Here is a 21,925-nt window from a genome sequence, read left to right on the forward strand (position 1 = left end):
TGTCCTCCTGAATGTGAAAGGGGCGGGAACCGCAGCGCCCCGTCTTTTGTTAGTATATGAGACCGCAGAAAATGTCCAAGCGTCAAATGGGTCCGACGGTCACGCGCAGGTCGGCCACGAACGCCCCTTGCGCATCCACCAGGATGGGGTTGAGTTCGGCCTCGCGGATCTCGGGGAAGTCCGTGGCCATCTGGGACATGGACAGCAGGATGTCCTCGATGGCCGCCAGGTTGACCGGCTCCTCGCCGCGCACCCCGCGCAGCAGGGGGAACGACTTGATCTCGCGGACGATGTCCTGGACGTCGTGCAGGGCGAGCGGGGCCAGCCGGTAGCTGACGTCGCCGAGGATCTCGGCGGACGGCCCGGCCAGGCAGAAGGATATGAGCGGGCCGAACTGCGGGTCCTGGGTGAACCGGACCACGACCTCGCGGGCCTTGACCGGGCCCATGGTCTGGACCAGGCAGCCCGCGATGTAGATGTCCGGGCGCTTGCGCTGGGCCCGGGTGGTGATGTCGAGCCAGGCGTCGCGGACCTCGCGCGGGGTGTGCAGGTCCAGGGCCACGCCGTCGACCTCGCCCCGGCTCGAGAGGTGGGGCGATTCGATCTTGAGGGCCACGGGGTAGCCCATCTTCTTGGCCGCGCGCACGGCCTGGTCCGAGGTGCGCACCAGCCGGGTCTCGGGCACGGGCAGTTCGTAGGACGCGGCGATGTCCATGGCGTCGTTGAAAGGCAGCTCGGCCACGCCCGCGGCCAGGGCGGCCTCTATGGTCCGCTCGGCCCGGCCCTTGTCGCGGCGGAAGCAGACCTCCACCGGGTAGGGCCGGTTCTTCCAGCGGTAGTGGGCGAGCATGGCCGAGATGGCCGTGATCGCCGGTTCCGGGTAGGCGTAGCAGGGGATGCCCGCGCTCAGGAGCATGTCGCGGCCCGGTCCGATGCGTTCGTCGCCCATGAACGAGGCGAAGACCGGTTTGTCGCAGGTCTTGGAAATGTCGATGATCGCCTGGGCGGTCTCGGTGATCTCGGCCGAGGCCGTGGGCGTGAGCAGGACCAGGATGGCGTGGGTGGTCTCGTCTTCGGCCACGGCTTCAAGCGTGGCCCGGTATCGTTCGGCCTTGGCGTCCCCGATGATGTCGATGGGGTTGTAGATGGCGGCGAAAGGCGGCAGGGATTCGGTCAGCCGCTCCAGGGCGGCCTGGGAGGGGCGGGCCAGGTTGAGCCCGGCGGCCTCGCAGGCGTCGGCGGCCAGGATGCCGGGTCCGCCGGAGTTGGTCACCACGGTCAGGTTCGGCCCCTTGGGCAGGGGCTGCTCGGCAAAGGCGCGCGCCAGGTCGAACAGGGTCTCCAGGCTTTCCACCCGGATGATGCCCGCCTGCTTGAACGCGGCCAGTCCGGCCTCCACGCTGCCGGCCAGGGAGCCGGTGTGGCTGGACGTGGCCCGCGCGCCGGCCGGGGTGGTGCCCGCCTTGATCATGATGACCGGCTTCTTTTCGGTCACGGCCCGGGCCCGGGTCAGGAACTTGCGGCCGTCGTCCACGGATTCCAGGTAGCCGATGATGACCTTGGTGTCCGGGTCGTCGCCCAGCGCCTCGATCACGTCCGCCTCGGACACGCCCGCCTTGTTGCCCAGGGAGACGAACTTGGAGAAGCCGATGGATTCGCCCTCGGCCCAGTCCAGGATGGCCGAGCACAGGGCCCCGCTCTGGGAGAAGAAGGAGATGGACCCCTTGGCGGGCATGGTCTGCGCGATGGAGGCGTTCAGGCTGATGGCCGTGTTGAACAGCCCCAGCGTGTTGGGGCCGAGCAGGGTGATGTCCCTGCGCCGGGCCAGGTCGGCCATCTCCATTTCCAGGTCGAAGCCGTCGCGCCCGGTCTCGCGGAATCCGGCGGTGATGACGCAGATGGCGTCGACCTTGGCATCGGCCAGGTCGCGCATGGCCTGGAGAACCTTTTCGCGCGGCAGGACGATGATGCCGAGGTCCGGCGGGCGCGGCAGGTCGGCGGTGGACGGGTAGGCGGTCAGGCCGAGAATTTCTCCGCCCGCGGGATTGACGGGAAAGATTGTCCCCCTGTACCCTGCCGAGATCAAATTCGACAGGATGAGATGCCCGAGCTTGAGCGGGCTCCGGGACGCGCCGACGACGGCGATGGATTTGGGGTTGAAAAGTTCGCGTAGTTGGGCGTCTGATTGCATAAATAAGGGGGTTGAATGGATACCGCTGAGCTTCAGGATTGTATCCACCATAGGTTTGCCCAAGTCAAGTTCCTGGAGACGGCTCTGACCCACTCCTCGTTCGCCAACGAACAGAGCGGCATCGAGGACAACGAGCGGTTGGAATTTCTGGGGGACGCCGTACTGGAGTTGTGCATTTCCGAGGAGGGATTCAGGCGGTATCCGTCGGCCCACGAGGGCCAGCTCACGCGCATCCGTTCCCAGCTGGTCAAGGAGCAGTCCCTGGCGGGCTTGGCCCGGGGGCTCAAGCTGGACCAGTACATCCGGCTGGGCAGGGGCGAGGAGCTGCAGGGCGGCCGGGAGCGCGACGCGTTGTTGGCCGACGCCTTCGAGGCCTTGCTCGGCGCGGTCTTTCTGGACGGCGGTTTCGAGGCCGCCCGCAGGACCATTCTGGATGTTTTCGAGGACGAGTGGCCCGCCCGGGCCAAGCTGCCCGAGACCAAGGACTACAAGAGCCGGTTGCAGGAAGTGGCCCAGGATTTGTTCCGCGACAGGCCGGTGTACATGCTTTCCGGGACCAGCGGCCCGGAGCACGAGAAGTTGTTCGAGGTGGACGTCACCCTGCCGCGCGGCGAACGGTTTCGCGGCGTCGGCTCCAGCGTGAAGCGGGCCGAACAGGAGGCCGCGCGCATGGGCCTCGAGTTCCTCGAAGAGGAATAGATTCCCGATACATTTCGGCCAAAACGACCGGAGACCAAGCCCTGCGGGATATTCCCGCAGGGCCGGTTCCGATCGTCTTCAGTCGCGTCTGGCCGGTTACGGCTAGCCGCCGATGAGCTGCATGGCCATCCTCGGCAGGGAGTTGGCCTGCGCCAGCATGGCGACAGCGGACTGGGTGAGAATCTGGTTGCGCACGAACTCGGTCATTTCCTGCGCCACGTCGACGTCGGAAATGCGGGACTCGGCGGCCTGCAGGTTCTCGGCCTGGATTTCCAGGTTGGTGATGGTGTTTTCCAGCCGGTTCTGCATGGAACCGAGGTTGGCGCGGATCTTGTCCTTGGAGATGATCGCCTTGTTGATCGCATCCATGGCCGCCTGGGCCATGGCCTGGGTGGAGATGGACTTGCCGGCGTTCTGGGCTTCCCAGGTGGCGCCGTTCTTCAGCGCGGCCAGGTGGCCGAGGCCGAAGGCGGAAGAGGTGGAACCCTGGATGGCCACGTAGTAGTAGTCCTCGGCCGAGTCGTTACCGGTGCCGAAGTGGATCTTCAGCGGGCCGGTGGCCTGGAGGCCCGTACCGTCGTGGTCGACACCGGGGTCGCCGGACAGGTTGCCGTTGAGCAGGTAAATTCCGTTGAAGTCCGTCGCGTGGGCGATACGGGTGATCTCCGAACACATTGCCTGGTATTCGGAGTCGATGATCATCCGCTGGTCGGAGTTGTAGGTGCCCGTGGACGCCTGCATGGCCAGCTCCTTCAGACGAATGAGCTTTTCGTCGATCACCTGCAGTGCGCCGTCCGCGGTCTGGATCAGCGAGATCGCGTCGGATGCGTTGCGGATGCCCTGATGCAGGGAGCTGATTTCCGAACGCATGAGCTCGCGAATCGCCAGACCGGCCGCGTCGTCCGCGGCGGTGCCGACACGCAGGCCGGAAGACAAACGCCGGGTGGAGACGCCGAGCCGGTTGTAGTGGCCGGACAGGTTTCTCTGGGCGTTCATGGCCATGAGGTTGTGGTTAATGACTAAAGACATCAGAACCCTCCTTGTTCGATTATCAAATCCATTTTGCCAAGATTAAGCATCATGTGTGCCAACTTAACTTTATCAAGTAATATTAAGAATATAAGTATCTAAAAAAAGTCTAGAAAGGCCAATTTTTCCCCTTCCCAAAAGGCCCGCAAACCCCCGCCCGTCAATGCTTTGTCAATATTTGCCGGGTGGGGAAGGGGTAGCCGAAGGGGGGTCGACGGTGCCTTAAGAAGATAAGGAAAGCCGCCTGGGCGGCGGCGATCGACGGAAAGAGGCGCGGCTGCGCCGCGAAAGCCGGTGAAGGGGGTTGCACCCCTTCAGCCTCCGAGAGCCGCTGTGCAGGCTGAAGCCTGCACAATGCTCCATGCCCTCCCGGCGGGGTCCATTTTTTTGCTGGCCCAAAAAAATAGACGAAAAAAAAGGGCTTGTGGGGTGGGGCGGCCGCCCGGAGAACGGGAGGCAAGAAGCTGATCCGCTTGGGTCGGCTCCCGAATCGAGGCTCGCTGCGCTCGCACCGATTCGAAAAGCCGCCGCCCCTCGCGGTCAGCTTCTAACCCCCCGTTCAAGGGCTGGTTTGGGTGAAGGTAAGAGGCGTGGTGGGGCGCAGGGGGGGCCTTGGCGCGTAACCGAGAGAGCCGCTGTCGGTTACGCGGGGCGTCCGATACGCTCTATTGCCGCACCAAGGCGCACCTACCGAGCCTTTTGCCGGGCTAAACGCCACGGCCCAATACATTTATATCAGGGCCGCTGCCGCCGTCTTCGCACCGCAGCGCAGTTTTTGCTTCCTTTATTCTGCGCCAGCAAAAAAGGAAGTCGCCGTAAAGGCGAAATACAATATAAGGCGAACAGCCAAAAGTCCCGACGCGGATGCGCTGACAGCCTACAGCATCAAAATTTCCCCTCGTAGCACGGCGGCAGAGGCATCATTGAGCCGGAACTGTTGAAAGCGCCTAGCCTCCCGGAGTTGGCGCGAGGGCATCGCCGGGGAGATTACAGGCCCAGGGTGGCAGCGAGGGCATGGCATGATCGGAGTCGGTGGCGGGGCCCCCTCTTGCCCTTTCGAGCCTGCTCCATAAGCCGGACGGCCCGGCGATGAACAATACATCGCCGGGCCGCTGGGTTTTCTTTGCCCCCTGGTGGGTGGCCGGGGGGCCTTGGAGAAGGACGTCTATGAGTATGGGTTACTTAAGACCTCTGTTGGTTACCGCTTCATCGAGATGACTTCGCCGAGCAGCGAATCCACGGTGGTGATTACCTTGGTGTTGGCCTGGAAGCCGCGCTGGGTGGTGATCATGGTGACGAACTCCAAGGCCATGTCCACGTTGGACATTTCGAGGGAATTGCTGGCTACGGTGCCCTTGCCTGCGCTGCCCGCCTGGCCGGTCAAAGCCGGGCCGGATTCCAGCGTCTCGGAGAACAGGTTGCCGCCCTCGCGGCGCAGTCCGTGCTTGTTGGTGAACGTGGCCAGGGTCACGGCGTACAGTTCGAGTACCTGCCCGTTGGAGTAGTGGCCGGAGATGATGCCCTCGCGGGAGACCGAGATGTTCTGCAGGATGCCTGCGGAATAGCCGTTCTGGCTCTGGAACAGGGTGGAGAAGCCGCCGTTGTCCACGGCTTGGGTGGCCAGGGCCGAGACGGCGGGATCCTTGAAATTGGCCAGGTAGTTGGTGTTGCTGATGTTGTTGCCGACCATGGCCGCAGTGGTGGGCAGGGTGCCCATGCCGCTGCTCCACCCGATGGTCGCGGGGCCGCCGTTGCTCGACAGGTCCTTGTTGGAGATGCCGAAATCGATTTGCAGGGGCGTGGCGTTGGCCGCCTCGGCCGTGCTGGCGTTGGACTTGCCCAGGAAGTTGGCGGTGCAGACCGGATAGCCGCCGGTGGAGAAGTCCGCCAGATCCCAGTTGTTCAGGTCCTTGACATTGCCGCCGCCGTTGGACTTCAGCGTGTAGGCGCTCATGCCCGAGAGTCGCCCGGCGCTGAAGGTCAGGGTGCCGATCATGAGCACGCCCGCGGCCGAGGTCTGCCCCTCGCCGATGGTGGACGAGAGGCCGTTGGCCCCGGACAGCATGCGATGGTCCTCGTTGGGGGGGCAGGTGACCATGAATTCCCAGACCGTGTCGCCGCCCGCGTTGCTCATGGTGACCTTGTCGAAGTATACGGTCAGGTTGTGTGCCGTGCCAACTTCATCAAAGACCTTGAGCGTGGTCGAGTAGCCGTACAGGGTGGAGGCCAGGGGCGTCTCATCCTCGCCGTGCCAGTTGTTGAACATGGCGAAATAAGGGTTGGTCGTATTGGTCGATTTGTCCGTGGCCCTGGGATCCAGGTTGGTGATGATGGTCGCGTTGGTGGTCGCTTTGGGCTCGGATTGGAAGTTCTCCATGCGGATGTCGGTCGGCGTACCGATTATTCGCCCGGTGTTGGCCGTCGGCGTGGAGTTCGAGGTGCTCGTGGTCACGGACGTGGAGCCGTGCTCCACTTCCCATCCCTGGAGGATGTAGCCGTGGGGATCGACCAGATAACCGTCGTTGTTGAAACGGAAGTTGCCCGCCCGAGTGTAATACTTCATTTCCTGGCCCGGCGGGGAAACCATGAAAAGGCCTTCGCCTGCGATGGCCATGTCGGTGGCTTCGGTGGACGACTCGTAGGCACCCTGGCCCCAGTTCGAGTAGATGGAGGACACGCGCACACCGCGTCCCACCTGGCCCACGCCGTTGACTGTGGCGAAGTCCGAACTGGCCAGATCCTCGAACTGCATCATGGCACCCTTGAACCCCGTGGTGTTCACGTTGGCCAGGTTGTTGCCGATGACCGTCATGCGCTCCGAGTGCACCGTCAGGCCGGTAATACCCGAATACAGTGATGCTCCTAAACCCATAATAACCTCCTAGTCTCTTCTCCAAGAGCCCGGGGCCGCCCTCGGCCCCGAGTGAAATAATCGTTCGCTGTCTACGCCTCGGAGTTGTCTCCGCTCCCGCCGTCGCCTTCGCCGTCACCTTTGCCGTCACCTTCGCCCTCTTTTGGAGGCTTGCCGGAACTCGGGGTCGCGTTGGGATCGACGACTTCCTTGATGTTGAGCAGGTTGACGTACCGACCGTCCTCCAGGCGCAGGTACTGGGTGCCGTTTTCGGTGACCACGCCGTCGACCCGGCCGGAGATCTCGGTCTGGACCATGACGTAGTCGCCTTTCAGGTCGATGCCGAGGATGCCCACGCCGTATTGGCCGTCGGCCTGCACATTGCCGTTCTCGTCCTTGCCGTCCCAGGTGTACTGGTAGGTGCCGGCCTCCTTGCTGCCGAGTTCCTCGGAGCGGATGATGGCCCCTTCCTTGTCGTAGATGTTCATAATGATGCCGGAAACGGTCTCGCCGAAGCCATAGTAGATGGTCGAGGCGTTGCCCTTCTCCAGACTGACCTTGTAACCCTCGGCCTTGACCTCTTTGCCGATGAAGCCGACGGCGGTGAGGATGTCGTTCTGGCTCATGGTCTTGTTCAGTGTGGTGATGCCGCTGTTGATGCTGGTCAACTGCTCCAGGCTCGAGAACTCCGCCAACTGGGAGGTCATGTCCGTGTCCTCCATGGGGTTGAGGGGGTCCTGGTGCGTGAGCTGGGCCACCAGGATGGTAAGGAAGGAATCCTTGTCCAGGCTGGTCTTGTGTTCGGACGGAGAGTTGGAGGCGGCGAGCCGCTGCTCCTGCCTTCCAAGATAGAAACCCGTGGTATCTGTATACGGCATGATAGACCTCGGTTACGCGATAAGGTGCAAGCCCTGATCGGAAGTAATTACCCGTTCTCCGACAGACTGCACGTCCCGGGCCATCGCGCCCGTATCCTGGGAGCGCATGGAGCGCATGTGGTTGCGCATGGCGATCATGGCCTCCCGTTCACGGGATAGGTTGTGCTCGCTTTCGCCGAACCAGTTGTTGAAGCTCTGGTTGTCCGTGAGGCCTGCCTGGACGTCGAGCTTGTCTACTTTCAGGCCTTGAGATTCCAAAGATTGCTTAATGATATGAAGGTTGTCCGAGATAATCTTGTGGGCGTCGGCGTTCTCCGCACGGATGTTCGCGCTGACCTCCTTGCCATGCACCGACAGGACGATGGACAGCTTGCCCAGGTTCTCGGGAGTGAGTTGCAGGGTGAGCTGCTTGGCCCCGTTGTTCAGGGTCTTGAGCACGGCCTGGTCGACCTGCTTCATGACCTTGGGGGCGGAAACTTTTTCCCATGCCCTGGTCTTGGCGTTGCCCGCCGCGGCCTGCTCGGAGAGGGCGGTCTTGGACGTGGAAGCGGTGGCCTCAGTCTTTACCTTGGCTGAAGAATCCTTAGCCTGCGAGCCGTCCTCGCGGACCTTGTCGAAGAAGTTGCCCCACTTGCGGTCGTGCTCGGCCTCGGGGTCCACATCCTTGCCCGCGGCCTGGTCCTGCGCCGGGGCGTCGGTCTTGATATCCACCTTGTCGGACGCGGACTGACGGGCCTGGCGGCGGACCGCGTTGTCGGACTGGGCGTCCCTGCGCTGCTGGAAGGCCTGGGCCAGTTCCTCGCGCATGTTGGCGTCGGGCTTGTCCTCGGCCACGCGCGGCTTGAGGTCCACGGCCTCGTCCACCTGTAGGGCTGCGGCAGTGGCCTTGTGGGCGTCGCCCATGATCGAGGCGAATGCCTTGCCCACGGCCTTGACCAGCTTCTGGTCCTTCCTGTCCAGCCCGGCCAGTTCCTGGCGGATTTGGGTGAAGGCCTGCTTCATGTCCTTGGGCAGGGTGTTGGTCGAAAAGAGTTCCTGGACCTGGGAGACGAATTCCTTGGACAGCCCCATGGAGGAGACGAAGGCCTCGACCTCGTCCTTGGTGAACATGGTCCACTGATCGGCGGGCATGGCCTCTATCTTGCCCTCCACCTGCTTCATGACCTGATCGAGGTTGCCCTTCTTTAGCTGATCGATGAGCTTGTCGCTTTCCTGCCGGTTGAAGCCGAGCTTGCCGAAGAATCCGGCCAGGGAGGCCTTCTGCTCGTCGCTCATGTCGGCCTTCCGGGCGTCGGCGATCTTCTTGGCCACGGTGGAGACGAACTGGCCCCAGGTCATGCCTTCCTCGGAATTGACCCGGTCCTCGATGGCCGCGATCTCTTCCTCGGACATGCCGTATTCCTTGAGGTCGTCCCGAACCTTGTCCAGGTCCTCGGCGGTCATGCGGCTTTCCAGGTCCTTTTCCTCGGCCTCTTCCTCGGCGTCCACCTTGGAGGCCTTGGTCCCGGCGGCGTTGGTGGTCGTTTCCTTTTCTTCCTCTTCCTTGATGCCGGGTGCGGAGTCGAGCATCTGTTGTTCACTCGTCACCGGGGCCATGGACAGTTCGTCCTCGACCAGCTCGGTGTGCTCGTTGAACAGATCGGCGAACCGGGTGCGCTTGTCGTCCTTGGTGTCGGCAAGGGCGGACTGGTAGGCCCCCTTGTTCTTGGACGAGGTGGCCAGCTTGACCAACTTGATGGCTTCGGAAGCTGCTTCTGCGGCGGTGCCGGGAATATTTTGCATACTTTTCTCCTCCGGCACGAAAACAATCAAAAGGCGTGCCAATGGAAAAAAGACTTTATATCGTGGTGTTAAGTCCGTTCAGAAGGGGGAAGAAATGACCGGTCCGGCTCGGTTCGCCCCCGGCCGGGTCAGCCGAAGGTACTGACCAGCCGTTCCAGCAGGGTCAGGACATGCGCCCATGCCTGGCGGGAATAGTCCCCGTTTTCCAGGTACATGTGCCCGAATCCGGTGAACGGCCGGGCCATGGCCGGACTGTCCGCCCAGAAGGCCGGGTCCAGGACCGTGCCGGAGCGCAGGCCGTGCTTGAATTGGCGGCCCATCTCCGGGATGTGGGTGAGCAGGCTTTCGGCCGTTTCGGGCGCGCCCCGGGTCAGCCCGTCCCACGCCTCGACGGCGGCGCTGTCGTCCCAGAGCCCGAAGAGTCCGCCGAACATGGCCTGCCAGAAGCGCGAGGCGAGCCGCTCGGCATCGGGCTCGGTTTGGTCGAGCCTTCTTATATGATACAGGCCGCGTTCTGACCGGCCGGTCTCGAACAGGGTCAGTCCGGGCAGGTCCAGACGGGCCAGCCGGTCGCTGTCCGCGCCGCTGGCCAGCCGTTTGGCCAGCCCGGCCACCCGGCCCGGCTTGAACGGCTCGTGGCAGAGCAGGGAATCCTGCGTGCACTGCCAGCACCCCCTGGCGCAGGGCAGGTCGGCGCGGAGCACGTAATGGCCGGGGCCGAAGGGGCCGGTCTCCCACGGGTTGACGTTGCCCATGGACAGGTTCAGGCACTTGAGCCCGGTCCAGGCCGCCAGGTGCATGGGCCCGGTGTCCGGGGTGATGAACAACCCCAGCGTCTGGCCCACGGCCCCGAATTCGTCCAGGCCCAGGGTGCCGCACAGGTTCAGGGCCGGGCCCTTGGCCAGCCGGGCCACCTCGGCGCCGAGGTCCTTTTCCGCCGGACCGCCGAAGAGCACCGAGCGCAGGCCGCGCCCGTGGAGTTCGTCCACCAGTCCGGCCCAGAACGGGGCTGTCGGACGCTTGGCCGCGTCACTGGCCCCGAGGAACAACCCCACCTTGTTGGAGCCGGGCAGGGTTCGGGGCGGGGAGAACCGGGTGGCCGCGATGTCCGTGAACGGCACGGCGTCCAACCCGTTCAGTTCGCCCCAGTGGAAGCGGTTGTACAGGTTGTTGCGCACCAGCGAGGTCCGGTAGAGCTGCCAGTCGCCATGCACCCGCCGGGAGCCGTCCGGGGACTGGACCGGACCGAGCTTGGCCTCGGCCCGAACCCGGCCCGCGAGCACGGCGGCCTTTTCCTGGATGGACAGGTTCAGGACCAGCTCGTAGTCGTGCTTCTCCAAGTGGGCGGCTCCGGACCACGGGAAATAGGTGGCGGCCGGGGAGAGGCGCATGAGCGGCTCGTAGAAATTCTGTTCCGCGGCCACGAAGACGGGGTGGCCGGGGTGGCGGCGGGCCAGCCAGAGCATCAGCGGAAAGGAGAGAATCAGGTCCCCCATGCGCTGCATCTGGAGTATGAGGATGGGTTTTTCGGACATACCCTACCCGAAGGTCTTGCGCATGGTCTCCATGAGCAGGGCCATGCGGTGGTCGTAGGTGTGCTCGGCCAGGACCCGCTTGCGCGCCGCCGCGGCCACCCTGGCCCGCGCCACCGGGTCGGCCAGGTAGCGCTCGACCAGCGCGGGGATGTCGTTCGGGCTTGCGTAGCAGACGATCTCGACGCCGGGCTCGAACAGGTCCTCCACCTGGCGGCGGTGGTCCGTGAGCAGGAAGGCGTTGCAGCAGGGCACGTCGAAGACCCGCTGGTTGACCGCGCCCTTCATCTGCTGGCTGGTGCAGTTGAAGTTGATGTCGCTCAACGGGTAGAAGTCGGGCAGGTCGTCGTAATAGGAGAGCTCCGGGTGGTAGCGCCAGCCGCTTTGCGCCGAGAGCAGCTCCTGCCAGCCGGTGTCGCCCACGATGAGCGGCTCAAAGGGCAGGATGCGGGCCACGCAGTCCAGCCGGTAGAGCAGGGTGGCCTGCCATGTGACGAAGGTCTCGAAGGCCAGTTCGCGGCCGGGGTCGCCAAACCCCTTGTACGCGGCCCGGACCTCGGGGAAATGCTCGGCCATGAACGGCCCGGCCAGCTGGGCGTCGGACAGGGCGAACGCCTTGGCCACCTCCATGGCCGCCCGGAACAGGTGCTCGGACGGATTGGCCGCGCGGGCGCGCATCAGGGTCTTGGTCAGCATGGAGTTGCCCACGAACGAGACGGGCGCGCGCCACTCCTGCACGGGTTCGGCGCGGTGCGGCACGAGCCGGGTCGGGTCCGCGCCCAGGGGCAGGTAGAAGACGTTTTGGAACCCCATGTCCGTAAGCGGGGCCACGGTGTCCAGGTCCCAGGTGAACAGGGCGGTGCGGGGTTCGAACAGGTGCTTGTACACCCCGAGGATGAGATGCGGGTTGTCCACGAACCAGGAGGCCAGGGGCAGGTCGTATTTTTGCAGCAGGGAGGCAAGTACGCCCTCGCGGTCCACACCCAGGTGGTTGACCGTGAGCACGAAGTCCGGGCGGAAGGTCTCGAACGCCTCGGTCATGGCGGCCACGAACTCGTCGAGGTCCATCTCCCGGGTGCCGAAGTCCAGGAGCAGGTGATCCACGTTCAGCCGTTCGCAGGCGGCCGCAAGCTCGCCGATGAGGAAATACTGGCTGGTGAGCAGCAGGATGCGCGGGGCCGCGCCCCGGAATCTGGGCCAACTGGTCGGGGATGCTTGCATGATTCCCTTTTCTATCGGCCGGTTGGGATTTTGTCTACAGGTCCCGGCTTTCGCGGGCCTTGGCCCGGTACATGGCCTGGTCCGCCCGGTGGGTCATGGACTCCAGGGTGTCACCCCCCCGGAATCCGGTCAGGCCGTGGCTGAAAGTGATCGGGATGCCCCTTTCCTCGTCCGACAGGGCGCGGGACACGCGCTCGGTCAGGGCCCTGGCCTCACCAACCCCGCCGTCCATGAGGATCAGGAACTCGTCGCCGCCCCAGCGGGCCAGAATGTCCGTCGGGCGGATGATCCTACGTGTGGTGTCGGCCACTTCCTTGAGCACGTCGTCCCCTACCAGGTGGCCGTACTCGTCGTTGATGGTTTTGAACTTGTTCAGGTCGATGATGACCGCCGAGAACGGCGTGCCGTAGCGGTCCGCCTTGTAGGCGAACTGCCCGAAGGCCTCGTCCAGGGCGCGGCGGTTGGCCGCCCCGGTGAGCGGGTCGGTCTTGATCAGCTTTTCCAGGCGGCCCTGGTAGTGGTTGATGGTGATGGAGCAGAGCACGATGATCAGGATGGAGGCGAGCAGGCCGATGACCACGGTGCGCACGAGGTTGTTGCGGGCCGAGGCCAGGGCCGAGGATTCGCTCTGCTCCACGACCAGGAACCACTTCAGCTCCGGGATGTACCGCGTGGAGAGAAGGTAGTGCTCGCCGTCCCAGTCGTACTGGAAGCTGCGCGAGTCGTCGCGCGGCACGAGGATGGCCGGTGCCACCTCGCGGATGCCTCCGGCCTTGGTGATGTAGTAGCGTTCGATGCGGGACTTGTCGCGGTGGACCTGGACCAGGCCGTCGCGGTCCACCAGATAGACCTCGCGGTGGTAGTCGTGGCGGGCCTTCTCCAACAGGCCGGTGACCCGGTCGATGTTGATGCCCACCCCGGCCACGCCCAGAAGTCTGCCGTTTTCGTCCTCCACCCGAAAGTTGACGAAGATGGTCAGCTTATTCTGTTCGGCCTGGTTGGTGTCCACGTCCAGGGCGAATTCCACTCTCTTGCGCACAAAGGCGTAGTACCACACGTCGTGCGGGTCGCGCGGGCCGATCTTCTTCAGGATGCCGTCCTGGTAATAGTAGTTGTCGGTGACGGCCGAGACGAAGAAGGTGGTCAGGAAGCCGTATTTGTCGCGCAGGCCGGAGAGGTAGCGGGTGATGGCCCCGAGGTCCTTCTCCCCGGACTTGATCCAGTTCTTGAGAAAGGCGTCGTTGGCCATGGAGGTGGAGACCAGGATGGGCCTGAGCATGTCCGCGTGGACTTCGGAATAGATGTTCTTTCCGGTCAAGGGCAGGGCGGAGTTGAGCAGCTCTTCCCTGACCGTGGCTCGGGTGAAGGAGTAGTTGATCAGGCTGGTGGCCAGGAAGGCGACCAGCAGGATCAGGGTCAGGGCGGCGATGAGCTTGGTCTTGACGGACATGGCGGCAGTGTAGGCAAGGGACGGCCCGGAGGCAAGCCGGTTAAAGCTCGTCCGAATCAAGGATGATGGTTACCGGCCCCCAGTTGGTGAAATCCAGGTGCATCTCGGCCCCGAAGCGGCCCGTGGCGAATCCGGCCGGGGCCAGCTTGCGGGCGTCGTCGACGAACCGCTCGAACAGGGATTCCGCGATGTAGGGGTGGCAGGCGTCGGTGAACGAGGGCCGCCGCCCCTTCTTGCAGTCCGCGTAGAGCGTGAACTGGGAGACGAGCATCAGATCGCCCCGGGTGTCGGCCAGGGACAGGTTCAGCTTGCTGCTTTCGTCCGGGAATATGCGCAGGTTGAAGAGCTTGTCGAGCATCTTGCGCCAGGCCGGGGTGTCGGGGAAGTCCGCCTTGTCCTCCGCGCCGAAGCCCACGAGCACGAGCAGGCCGGTGCCGATCTCGCCGACCACGGCGTCGTTGACCAGGACGCGCGCGTCCGAGACCCGCTGGATGACCACGCGCACGGCTAGCCCTCGCCCGTCGGCGACTGCGGTGCGGCCGGGGCGGTCTGCTCCACGCCGGACGGGCTGCAGCCGAATTCGTTCCGGCTGGTGCAGCCCCGGTACATGGTGCCGAACACGAAGAAGCAGACAAAGGCCAGGAAGGCGACGCCGCTCAAAATGCGCCTGGGGTTGGTCCGGGCGTCCTTGGGGATAAGCAGGGAAGTCATGATCTTCCCGTAGGACATGCCGTTGATTTCGCCGCGTTTCTCTTTTTTCTCGTCGGCCATCATTCTTCCCAGTAGGTGGCCTTGGACGAGTTCTTCTCCGAGACCGAGACCTCCACCAGGGAGACGTTCTCGGGCATGCTCGCCTTGAGGTTGCGGTAGATGAACATGGCCAGGTTCTCGGAGGAGGGGTTGATCTCCTTGAAGCACTCCACCTCGTTCAGGTGGGTGTGGTCGAGGCGGTCGAGCACCGCCTTGGTCAGCCCCTTGAGGGTCTTGAAATCCACGAGGTACTGGACGTCGGGGTCCAGGGTGTCGCCCTCGACCACCACCTCCACGCCGAAGTTGTGGCCGTGCATGTTCTCGCATTTGCCGCAGTAGTTGCGCAGCTGGTGCGAGGCCGAGAAATCCTGGGTGATGGTCAGTTTCCATTTGCCGGGCATTATCTGGACTCCTTGTATTCGTGCGGCCGCATGCCGTTCCCCTGGAACGCCTCGGCCGGATACTTTCTCTCGTTGATCTCGCATTTTTCGTGGGCGGCCGCAACCAGGTCGATGCCCGTCTCGTCGGCCAGCCGGACCAGGTAGATGAGCACGTCGGCCATCTCCTGCGCCACAGCCTGCTTGCGCTCGCCCGAAATCTCCCGGCTCTCCTCCGGGGTCAGCCACTGGAACAGCTCGTTCAACTCCCCGACCTCGCCGGTCAGGGCCATGACCAGATTCTTGGGCGATTGGTGCTTCTGCCAGTTGCGGTCCTCCACGAATTTGCGGTGCCGCTCGTTGAGTTCATTCAGGGAATCCATGTGCTCTCTCGTGGTTGATCGGTTCGGCCGCCGAGGGGCGCGCCGTCATTTGTCCTTACCCAGCAGGTCCTCGCGCAGCTTGTCGGCCAGCTTTTCGCGGGCCGGTTCCAGCCCCTCGCGGTAGCCCTGGGCGTCTCCGTATTCGAAGAAGGTCCGGTAGTGGCCGTGCACGGACTTGACCGGGCGGGCGTGGCGCACCGGGCACCAGTACTGCTCGGTGCGCGCGGCGACCTCGCGGACGTAGGCTATGACACCGTTGAAATAGCCGCAATACATGCAGTTCATCTTTTCGAGCCAGTTCAGGTACCCGAGGTGCTGGCGGTCGATGACGACATAGTCGCGTCGCCGGGCAAAGGGGATGCCGTAGATCGGAAAGCAGATGTACTGGTACACGGTGACCACCAGGTCCATGATCATGCAGGGGATCAGCGCCCCCCAGATGATCGGAATGGTCAGGATGATCAGCGGGCCGGAATCGTAGACATAGTCCAGCCATTTTTTGAGAAACTCGCGCTGTTTGGCCTTGACCTCGCGGGTGAAGCTGACCTTGCGCCGACGGATGGTGAATTCGAGGTCCTCGCGCTTGGCGCGCAGCTCCTGTTCCAGCTCGGTCTGCAGTTCCTCGATCCTCTGCAGCAGTTCGTTGACTCGGCTCATGCGTCCTTCCCGGTGATGGTGAGGTTGTGTGCGGAAGCGGCGTGCTTCGGGGCTTGGTCGATGGTGCATGGTGGGCGAGCGCGGCGCGTTTTGTCAACCAAACAAAAAAGGCCCCGCCGGGGCGGGGCCGTGAGGTGCGCAGGAGTTGCCCGGCCTAGCGGCGGCGCAGGCGCCGGGCCAGGGGCAGGCCGAGCAGGCCCAGGCCCAGCAGCAGCCAGGTGGACGGCTCGGGCACGGTGCTGGGCACGATTTCGCCCCGGCCGATGAACGCCTGTTCGTATCCGTTGTCCAGGTCGTACATGCTGATTGACAGGGAGAGCATGTCGTACTGGCTGTCGCCGATGCCGGTCCAGTTGTCCAGGAAGTCGTTGAGCTCGGGGATGAGAACGGCGTAGGCCGCGTTATTGGCGCCGAGGTTGTGCGGGAAGACTTCCCCGTCGAACGCGACGTCGCCTCCGGAGAGCACGTAATTGTCGGGCGTGAGGGGATCGATGAGGTTATAGGTGCCGTAAACGGTCCCGCCGTTCCAAAGCGTGAGCTGTGCGGTGATGAAAAGGTCCTGGGCGCTGCGGGTCTCGTTGTTGTTGAAGTAGAAGACCGGGACGCTGCCGTCCAGGTAGTCCACCAGGGCGGAGATGTTCGCGTCCCACGAGGTCGGGGAATCCGCGTAGATGCCGTTGTTCACCGTGGGATCGGGATAGGTCAGGGTGGAATAGGGGGTGAAGTGGTTCGGCACGTCGTAGGCGTTTTCGAATCCCGCGGTATTGACGGCGTCCGCCTGGGAGCCCGTCATGATGACGATGTTGTCCGCAAGCTGGCCGGGGCCGGAGGCCACGTAATACGGGTCGCCCGAGTTGAGTGTCGTGTCGGTGAACCCGGAGGCCACATAATTGAGTATGGGCAGGGAATAGGAATAGAAATCGCCGTACTGGCGGGCCAACCCGGTGTCCACGGAGGTTTGCAGGTCGGGCAGGATCAAGGCCTCTGCCCGTTCGGGCCGTGCGCCGATGATCATGCCGACAACGATGAGCAGGGGAAGTATGTATCTCTTCATGGCGTCCATCCTTGAGTATGCGAATGCAGTGCCGGGCACGCTTGTTTATTGTGTCGCCTATAAGCGATGCAATATGCATACCTTGCATAACAGAATGTTTTTATTGTGGAATTATTTCAGCGGGGCGCGACGGAAGGTGTGAAGTTTTCCGACATTTCAAAAAACTTTACACTGTTGTTTAGCTATAGATGAAAATTATCGATATGATCGACAAATGTGGTGGCTCCCGGTGTCGGACTTCGGGGGAGTCGGATCGGGAAGCCCGTGCCGGACGGTCGTTCGCGCCACCGCGCCCGGGGTGACGCGGTGCGCGAATTAATATGTTCTTTTAAACAAGTCGATTGAGACCAAACCGGCCTGTAAGTAATTTCGACACCCGGCGGGTCGGGGAAGGTGGGTTACAGGAGTTCGGCCTCGGCCTCGGCGCGGTAGGCCTTGGCGTCGCCGTTCTGCCAGGCCTCCACTTCCTTCCAGAAGTCGCGGCCCGGATAGACCTTCCAGCCGTTGCCCAGCCGCAGGTTGACCACGGACTCGCGGGTGATGATGCCGAGGTTCACGCTGGTGGTGCCCGGGTAGCGCTGGAGGATGGCCTTGAGCGCGTTGAGGTGCGGGTCCACCGCGTTCTTCTCGCCGATCCACAGGCTGACCGGCTGGTCCGAGCCCTGGGCCGCGTCGGCCAGGAACAGGATCTTGTCGGCCAGTATCTTGGCGGACTTGGGCGCGTCCTCGGGGCCGCCGGGCGCTTCGCGTACGTCGATCTTGCCCTGGACCAGCAGGGGGCGGTCCGCGTCGAGCAGTTCGCGCGCCTCGGCATAGACGTTGGGCAGCAGGGTGATCTCGCCGTAGGTGGTCAGATCCTCGGCGTTGCAGAACGCCATGGGGTCGCCCTTGCGGGTGATGAACTGCTTGTAGTCCGGGATGATCACGGCCACCCTGACCTCGGTGCCGTTGGGGATGGTCTTGCACTCCTCCAGCGACACGGTGCGCAGCCGCTGCATGTCGTGGCGGTATGCCAGCAGCGGGTGCCCGGACAGGAAGAAGCCGAGGACCTCCTTTTCCAGGGTCAGCTTCTCGCGGTCGTCGAACTCCTCGCACATGGAGCAGGTCGGCGTGTGCGCCGAGTCCTTCTTTTCGCCGCCGCCGAGCATGTCCAGCATGTTGAGCATGCCGGATTCCTTCTCCTTGGCCTTTTTCTGGCCCAGCGCCACGGCCTTGTCCAGGTCCTCGAGCAGGGCGGCCCGTGAGCAGGAGAAGCAGTCCAGCGCGCCCGCCTTGATCAGCGACTCCAGGACCCGCTTGGTCACCCGGCGCAGGTTCACCCGCTCGCAGAAGTCGAAGATGTTCTCGTACGGCCCGTTCTCCTCGCGCTCGGCCGCGATCTCGTTGATCGCCTCCTCGCCCACGTTCTTGATGGCCGCCATGGCGAACAGGATATCCCCGTCCTTGACCGAAAAGCGCGCCTGGCCCGCGTTGATGTCCGGCTGGCGGACCTTGATGTCCATGTCGCGGCAGGCGTTGACGTACATGATGATCTTTTCGGTGTTGTTCATTTCCGTGGACATCAGGGCGGCCATGAACTCCACCGGGAAATGGGCCTTGAGATAGGCGGTGTGGTAGGAGATCAGCGCGTAGGCGGCGGAGTGCGACTTGTTGAAGCCGTAGGCCGCGAACTTCTCCATGGTGTCGAAGATGTCGTTGGCCACCGCGTCGTCGATCTCGTTCTCGCGCGCGCCCTCCAGGAAGCGGGACCGCTGCTTGGCCATCTCCTCGGCGATCTTCTTGCCCATGGCTCGGCGCAGCAGGTCGCCTTCGCCCAGGCTGTAGTTGGCGATGACCATGGCCGTGGCCATGACCTGCTCCTGATAGACCATGACGCCGTAGGTCGGCTTCAGTGTCTCCTCCAGGGACGGGTGCGGGTAGGTGACCTCGATCTCGCCGTGTTTGCGCATGATGAATTCGTCGACCATGGACACGCCGTGGGAGCCGATCATGCCCAGCGGGCCCGGCCGGTACAGGGCGAGCATGGCGACGATGTCCTCGAAGCAGTCCGGGCGCAGCATGCGCAGGTACTTGCGCATGCCCGACGACTCCACCTGGAAGATGCCGTCCGTGTCGCCCTTGGCGAAGATGGCGAAGGTGTCCGGGTCGTCCAGGTGCAGGGTCTCCAGGTTCGGGGCCTGCTTGCCCTGCTCGCGGATGATGTCCAGGCAGTCCTCGATGACCGTCATGGTCCGCAGTCCCAGGAAGTCGAACTTGATCAGGCCGACCTTCTCGACCTTCTTCATGTCGAACTGGGTCACGATTTCGCCCTTCTTCCCTTTGTAGAGAGGAAGGTATTCGGTCATGGGCTTGTCGGAGATGACCACGCCCGCCGCGTGGGTCGATGCGTGGCGGCACAAGCCTTCGAGGCGCGTTGAAATATCGATGAGCTTGGCCACCTTGGGGTCGGTGGCGACCATGTCGTCCAGCTCGGTCACGGCCTTGACCGCGTTGGGCACGGTGATCTTGGCCTTTTCCACGCCGAGCAGCTTGGCCATGACCGCCGGGTCGTCCGGGATGAGCTTGGCGATGCGGTCGGTCTCGCCGAAGGTCATGCCCAGGGCCCGGCCCACGTCCTTGATGACCGCCTTGGTCTTCATGGTCCCGAAGGTGGTGATCTGGGACACGCGGTCGGCGCCGTACTTCTCGGCGCAGTACTTGACCACCTCCAGGCGGCGGCGCTCGCAGAAGTCCACGTCGATATCGGGCATGGACACGCGCTCCACGTTCAGGAAGCGCTCGAACAGCAGGTCGTAGGGGAGCGGGTCGAGGTTGGTGATCTTGAGCGACCAGGCCACGATGGAACCGGCGGCCGAGCCACGGCCGGGCCCCACCGGGATGCGGTGGTCCTTGGCCCAGTTGATGAAGTCCTGAACGATGAGGAAGTAGGCCGGGAAGCCCATCTCCTTGATGACCCCGAGCTCGTAGTCCAGCCGCTTCCAGTACTTGTCCTCGTCCACCTCGTAGGTGATGGTGTTCAGGCGGCGCTTGAGGCCCTCCCGGCACAGCCGGTCGAACTCCTCGTTCATGGACACGCCCTCGGGCAGCTCGTACTCCGGGAAATAGTAGTTGCCCAGCTCGATCTCGAGGTTGCACTGCTCGGCGATGCGCTGGGTGTTGGAGATGGCCTCGGGCACGTGGGCGAACGCCTTTTCCATCTCCTCCGGGGTCTTGAAGTAGAGCTCCCTGGTCTCCATGCGGAACCGCTTTTCCGCGTCCACCGTGGTCTGGGTCTGGATGCACAGCAGGGTGTCGTGGGCCTCGTAGTCCTCGGCGGTCAGGTAGTGGCAGTCGTTGGTGGCCACCAGGGGCAGGCCGGTCTCCTCGGCGCACTTGATGAGCAGCTCGTTGAGCCGGGTCTGCTTGCCGATGCCGTTGTCCTGGAGCTCCAGGTAGAAGTTGCCGGGGAAGATGGACTCGTAGGTCCGGGCCATCTCCACGCCCGCCTCGATCCCCTCGTTCATGAGCTTGCGGGGCACCTCGCCCGCCAGGCAGGCGGACAGGGCGATGAGTCCTTCGGAGTACTGCTTCAGCAGGTTCTTGCACACGCGCGGCTTGTAGTAGAAGCCGTTCAGGTACCCCTCGGACACGATCTTGATCAGGTTTTTGTAGCCGCGCTGGTTCTTGGCCAGCAGCACCAGGTGGTAGCCGCCGCCCTTTTCCTTCTTGTGGTGCGCGTCCACCTCGTCCACGTCGCCCGGGGCCACGTACACCTCGCAGCCGATGATCGGCTTGATGCCCAGCTCCTTGGCCGCCATGTAGAAGACCACGGCCCCGTACATGGACCCGTGGTCGGTGATGGCCACCGCGGGCATGCCCAGGTCCTTGGCCCTGGAAAGCAGGTCCCCGATGCGGATGGCACCGTCGAGCAGGCTGTATTCGGTATGGACGTGAAGGTGAACGAATTCGGGCACTTATTGGAACTCCTTGTGCTGAGATACGGATGATACCGTAAAGCCGTGGGGACTGCCACCCGGAAAAGAAGGAAGCGATCCAGTTGACATTCTTGTGTGAAGACGGTCCATTGCAACAGGTCGAACCCATACCCCGGAGTCGTTGTGGAACCGCTGACGGATGTGACCGCCTACCTGTGGGGCCGTTTGCCCCTGATCCTGCTCTTCGTGTGCGGGTATCTGGTGTACCAGCTCATGGCGGCCACGCGGATCACCGACGGGTTCGTGGCCTGGGCGCTGCGGCGCAGCAAGGGGCATCCGCGCCGGATTCTGTTCTACACCATCGCCGCCTCGGCCGCGCTCTCCTCGTTCATCCCCAACACCATCACGGTGCTGACCCTGATCCCGGTGCTGAAAAGGCTGGACCGCGACTTCGCGGACCGGGGCGTGACCGGCATGACCACGGTGCTCATGTGCTCGGCCATCTACGGCGCGGCCATCGGCGGCATGGGCTCCATGATCGGGTCGCCCGCCAACGCCGTGCTCTTCGCGGCCCTGGACCTGTTCGAGGTGGCCGGGCGCGACAATCTCAATTTCTTCAACTGGTTCCTGTGGTCCGTCCCCCTGGTGGCGGCCTTTGTGCTGGTTGCCTGGGGCGTGGCCGCAGGGCTGGGGCTGCCCGGTCCGGCGCGGGGCGCGGTCATCGACGTGTCCGGTCCGGGCCGGTCCGGGGCCGATGCCCGGCAGCGCTACGGGGCGAAGCTGTTCTGGCTGTACATGGGGTATTTCGTGCTCGAGGCCGTGGCCCGGGAGAACGTGGCCGGGTTCGCGGCCGTCTCACCCGTTGTCAGCCTGGGATTCGCCGGGCTGTTCCTGTACCTGCTCTTCGTCCGCCGCGCGCCGGACGGGGGAGGACGGTCCGGGCCGCTGCTCACCGGTGGGGGGCTGCTCAAGTCCGTGCCGCGCCGGGGGCTGATCTTCATCCTGGCCCTGGCCGTGCTGGTGGGGGTGGTCCACTGGACCGGGCTGGACCACAGGACCGTGGTCCTGGCGGGCAGGCTGCTTGAGGGCGACATGGACCCGCGCCTGCTTTTTCTGCTGACCATCGGCGCGGTCATCTTCCTGACCGAGGTCTTGTC

General features: G+C 63.8%; 17 protein-coding genes (1 of these 17 only partly in view). 2 read left to right on the plus strand and 15 right to left on the minus strand.

The window, feature by feature from the left end; translation table 11 throughout:
* Positions 1-82: 82 nt before the first annotated feature.
* Positions 83-2,191 carry an acetate--CoA ligase family protein gene (locus ACR42D_RS02375; protein WP_484565273.1) on the minus strand — a complete coding sequence of 703 codons (2,109 nt, stop codon included), beginning with the start codon at positions 2,189-2,191 and terminating at the stop codon, positions 83-85.
* Positions 2,192-2,206: 15 nt separating this feature from the next.
* On the opposite strand from ACR42D_RS02375, the gene rnc reads away from it, so the two are divergent.
* A complete protein-coding gene (gene rnc / locus ACR42D_RS02380; RefSeq protein WP_484565274.1) occupies positions 2,207-2,890 on the plus strand; it encodes a ribonuclease III in 684 nt (227 codons plus the stop codon).
* A 102-nt stretch (positions 2,891-2,992) separates the two neighbouring features.
* Here the strand turns inward: rnc and ACR42D_RS02385 are convergent, their stop codons facing one another.
* The 14 genes from ACR42D_RS02385 to dnaE form a co-directional block, all read right to left on the minus strand.
* The gene (locus ACR42D_RS02385; RefSeq protein ID WP_484565275.1) at positions 2,993-3,919 is read right to left on the minus strand and encodes a flagellin N-terminal helical domain-containing protein; all 927 of its coding nucleotides are present in this window, start codon (positions 3,917-3,919) and stop codon (positions 2,993-2,995) included.
* 1,198 nt (positions 3,920-5,117) lie between these two features.
* Positions 5,118-6,791 carry a flagellar hook protein FlgE gene (locus ACR42D_RS02390; RefSeq protein WP_484565276.1) on the minus strand — a complete coding sequence of 558 codons (1,674 nt, stop codon included), beginning with the start codon at positions 6,789-6,791 and terminating at the stop codon, positions 5,118-5,120.
* A gap of 71 nt (positions 6,792-6,862) precedes the next feature.
* A complete protein-coding gene (locus ACR42D_RS02395) occupies positions 6,863-7,648 on the minus strand; it encodes a flagellar hook assembly protein FlgD (RefSeq protein ID WP_484565277.1) in 786 nt (261 codons plus the stop codon).
* A 12-nt stretch (positions 7,649-7,660) separates the two neighbouring features.
* On the minus strand, positions 7,661-9,430 hold the full coding sequence (locus ACR42D_RS02400) for a flagellar hook-length control protein FliK (RefSeq protein WP_484565278.1): 1,770 nt from the start codon (positions 9,428-9,430) through the stop codon (positions 7,661-7,663).
* Positions 9,431-9,558: 128 nt separating this feature from the next.
* Entirely contained in the window at positions 9,559-10,965 is a 1,407-nt protein-coding gene (locus ACR42D_RS02405) for a glycosyltransferase family 9 protein (RefSeq protein ID WP_484565279.1), read from the minus strand.
* Between the two features lie 3 nt (positions 10,966-10,968).
* Positions 10,969-12,183, minus strand: a complete 1,215-nt coding sequence (locus ACR42D_RS02410) for a CgeB family protein (RefSeq protein WP_484565280.1) — start codon at positions 12,181-12,183, stop codon at positions 10,969-10,971.
* A 34-nt stretch (positions 12,184-12,217) separates the two neighbouring features.
* Complete coding sequence (locus ACR42D_RS02415; RefSeq protein ID WP_484565281.1) at positions 12,218-13,633, minus strand: sensor domain-containing diguanylate cyclase; 1,416 nt, start codon at positions 13,631-13,633, stop codon at positions 12,218-12,220.
* A 40-nt stretch (positions 13,634-13,673) separates the two neighbouring features.
* Positions 13,674-14,138 (minus strand): D-aminoacyl-tRNA deacylase, encoded by a 465-nt coding sequence (gene dtd / locus ACR42D_RS02420; protein WP_484565282.1) that lies wholly within the window; start codon positions 14,136-14,138, stop codon positions 13,674-13,676.
* A 2-nt stretch (positions 14,139-14,140) separates the two neighbouring features.
* Positions 14,141-14,404: a hypothetical protein gene (locus ACR42D_RS02425; protein WP_484565283.1), complete on the minus strand. Its 264-nt coding sequence runs from the start codon at positions 14,402-14,404 to the stop codon at positions 14,141-14,143.
* A complete protein-coding gene (queD, locus tag ACR42D_RS02430; protein WP_484565284.1) occupies positions 14,404-14,784 on the minus strand; it encodes a 6-carboxytetrahydropterin synthase QueD in 381 nt (126 codons plus the stop codon). Before queD ends, ACR42D_RS02425 begins: the two co-directional genes overlap by 1 nt.
* Positions 14,784-15,143 carry a nucleotide pyrophosphohydrolase gene (locus ACR42D_RS02435; protein WP_484565285.1) on the minus strand — a complete coding sequence of 120 codons (360 nt, stop codon included), beginning with the start codon at positions 15,141-15,143 and terminating at the stop codon, positions 14,784-14,786. The genes queD and ACR42D_RS02435 overlap by 1 nt, the downstream gene beginning before the upstream one ends.
* Before the next feature lie 45 nt (positions 15,144-15,188).
* Positions 15,189-15,800, minus strand: coding sequence for a hypothetical protein (locus ACR42D_RS02440; RefSeq protein WP_484565286.1), 612 nt, complete (start codon positions 15,798-15,800; stop codon positions 15,189-15,191).
* A gap of 154 nt (positions 15,801-15,954) precedes the next feature.
* The gene (locus tag ACR42D_RS02445; RefSeq protein ID WP_484565287.1) at positions 15,955-16,854 is read right to left on the minus strand and encodes a PEP-CTERM sorting domain-containing protein; all 900 of its coding nucleotides are present in this window, start codon (positions 16,852-16,854) and stop codon (positions 15,955-15,957) included.
* 398 nt (positions 16,855-17,252) lie between these two features.
* On the minus strand, positions 17,253-20,807 hold the full coding sequence (gene dnaE / locus ACR42D_RS02450; protein WP_484565288.1) for a DNA polymerase III subunit alpha: 3,555 nt from the start codon (positions 20,805-20,807) through the stop codon (positions 17,253-17,255).
* Positions 20,808-20,951: 144 nt separating this feature from the next.
* Between dnaE and ACR42D_RS02455 the strand changes: the two genes are divergently transcribed.
* On the plus strand, positions 20,952-21,925 hold the 5' portion of the coding sequence (locus ACR42D_RS02455; protein ID WP_484565289.1) for an SLC13 family permease. It continues 271 nt past the right edge of the window; 974 of the gene's 1,245 nt are visible here — the first part of the coding sequence; the start codon lies at positions 20,952-20,954; its stop codon lies beyond the right edge, outside the window.

The organism is Pseudodesulfovibrio sp. lm2024 (genome assembly GCF_051175575.1).
In the GTDB taxonomy this organism is placed as follows: Bacteria; Desulfobacterota; Desulfovibrionia; order Desulfovibrionales; family Desulfovibrionaceae; genus Pseudodesulfovibrio; species Pseudodesulfovibrio caledoniensis.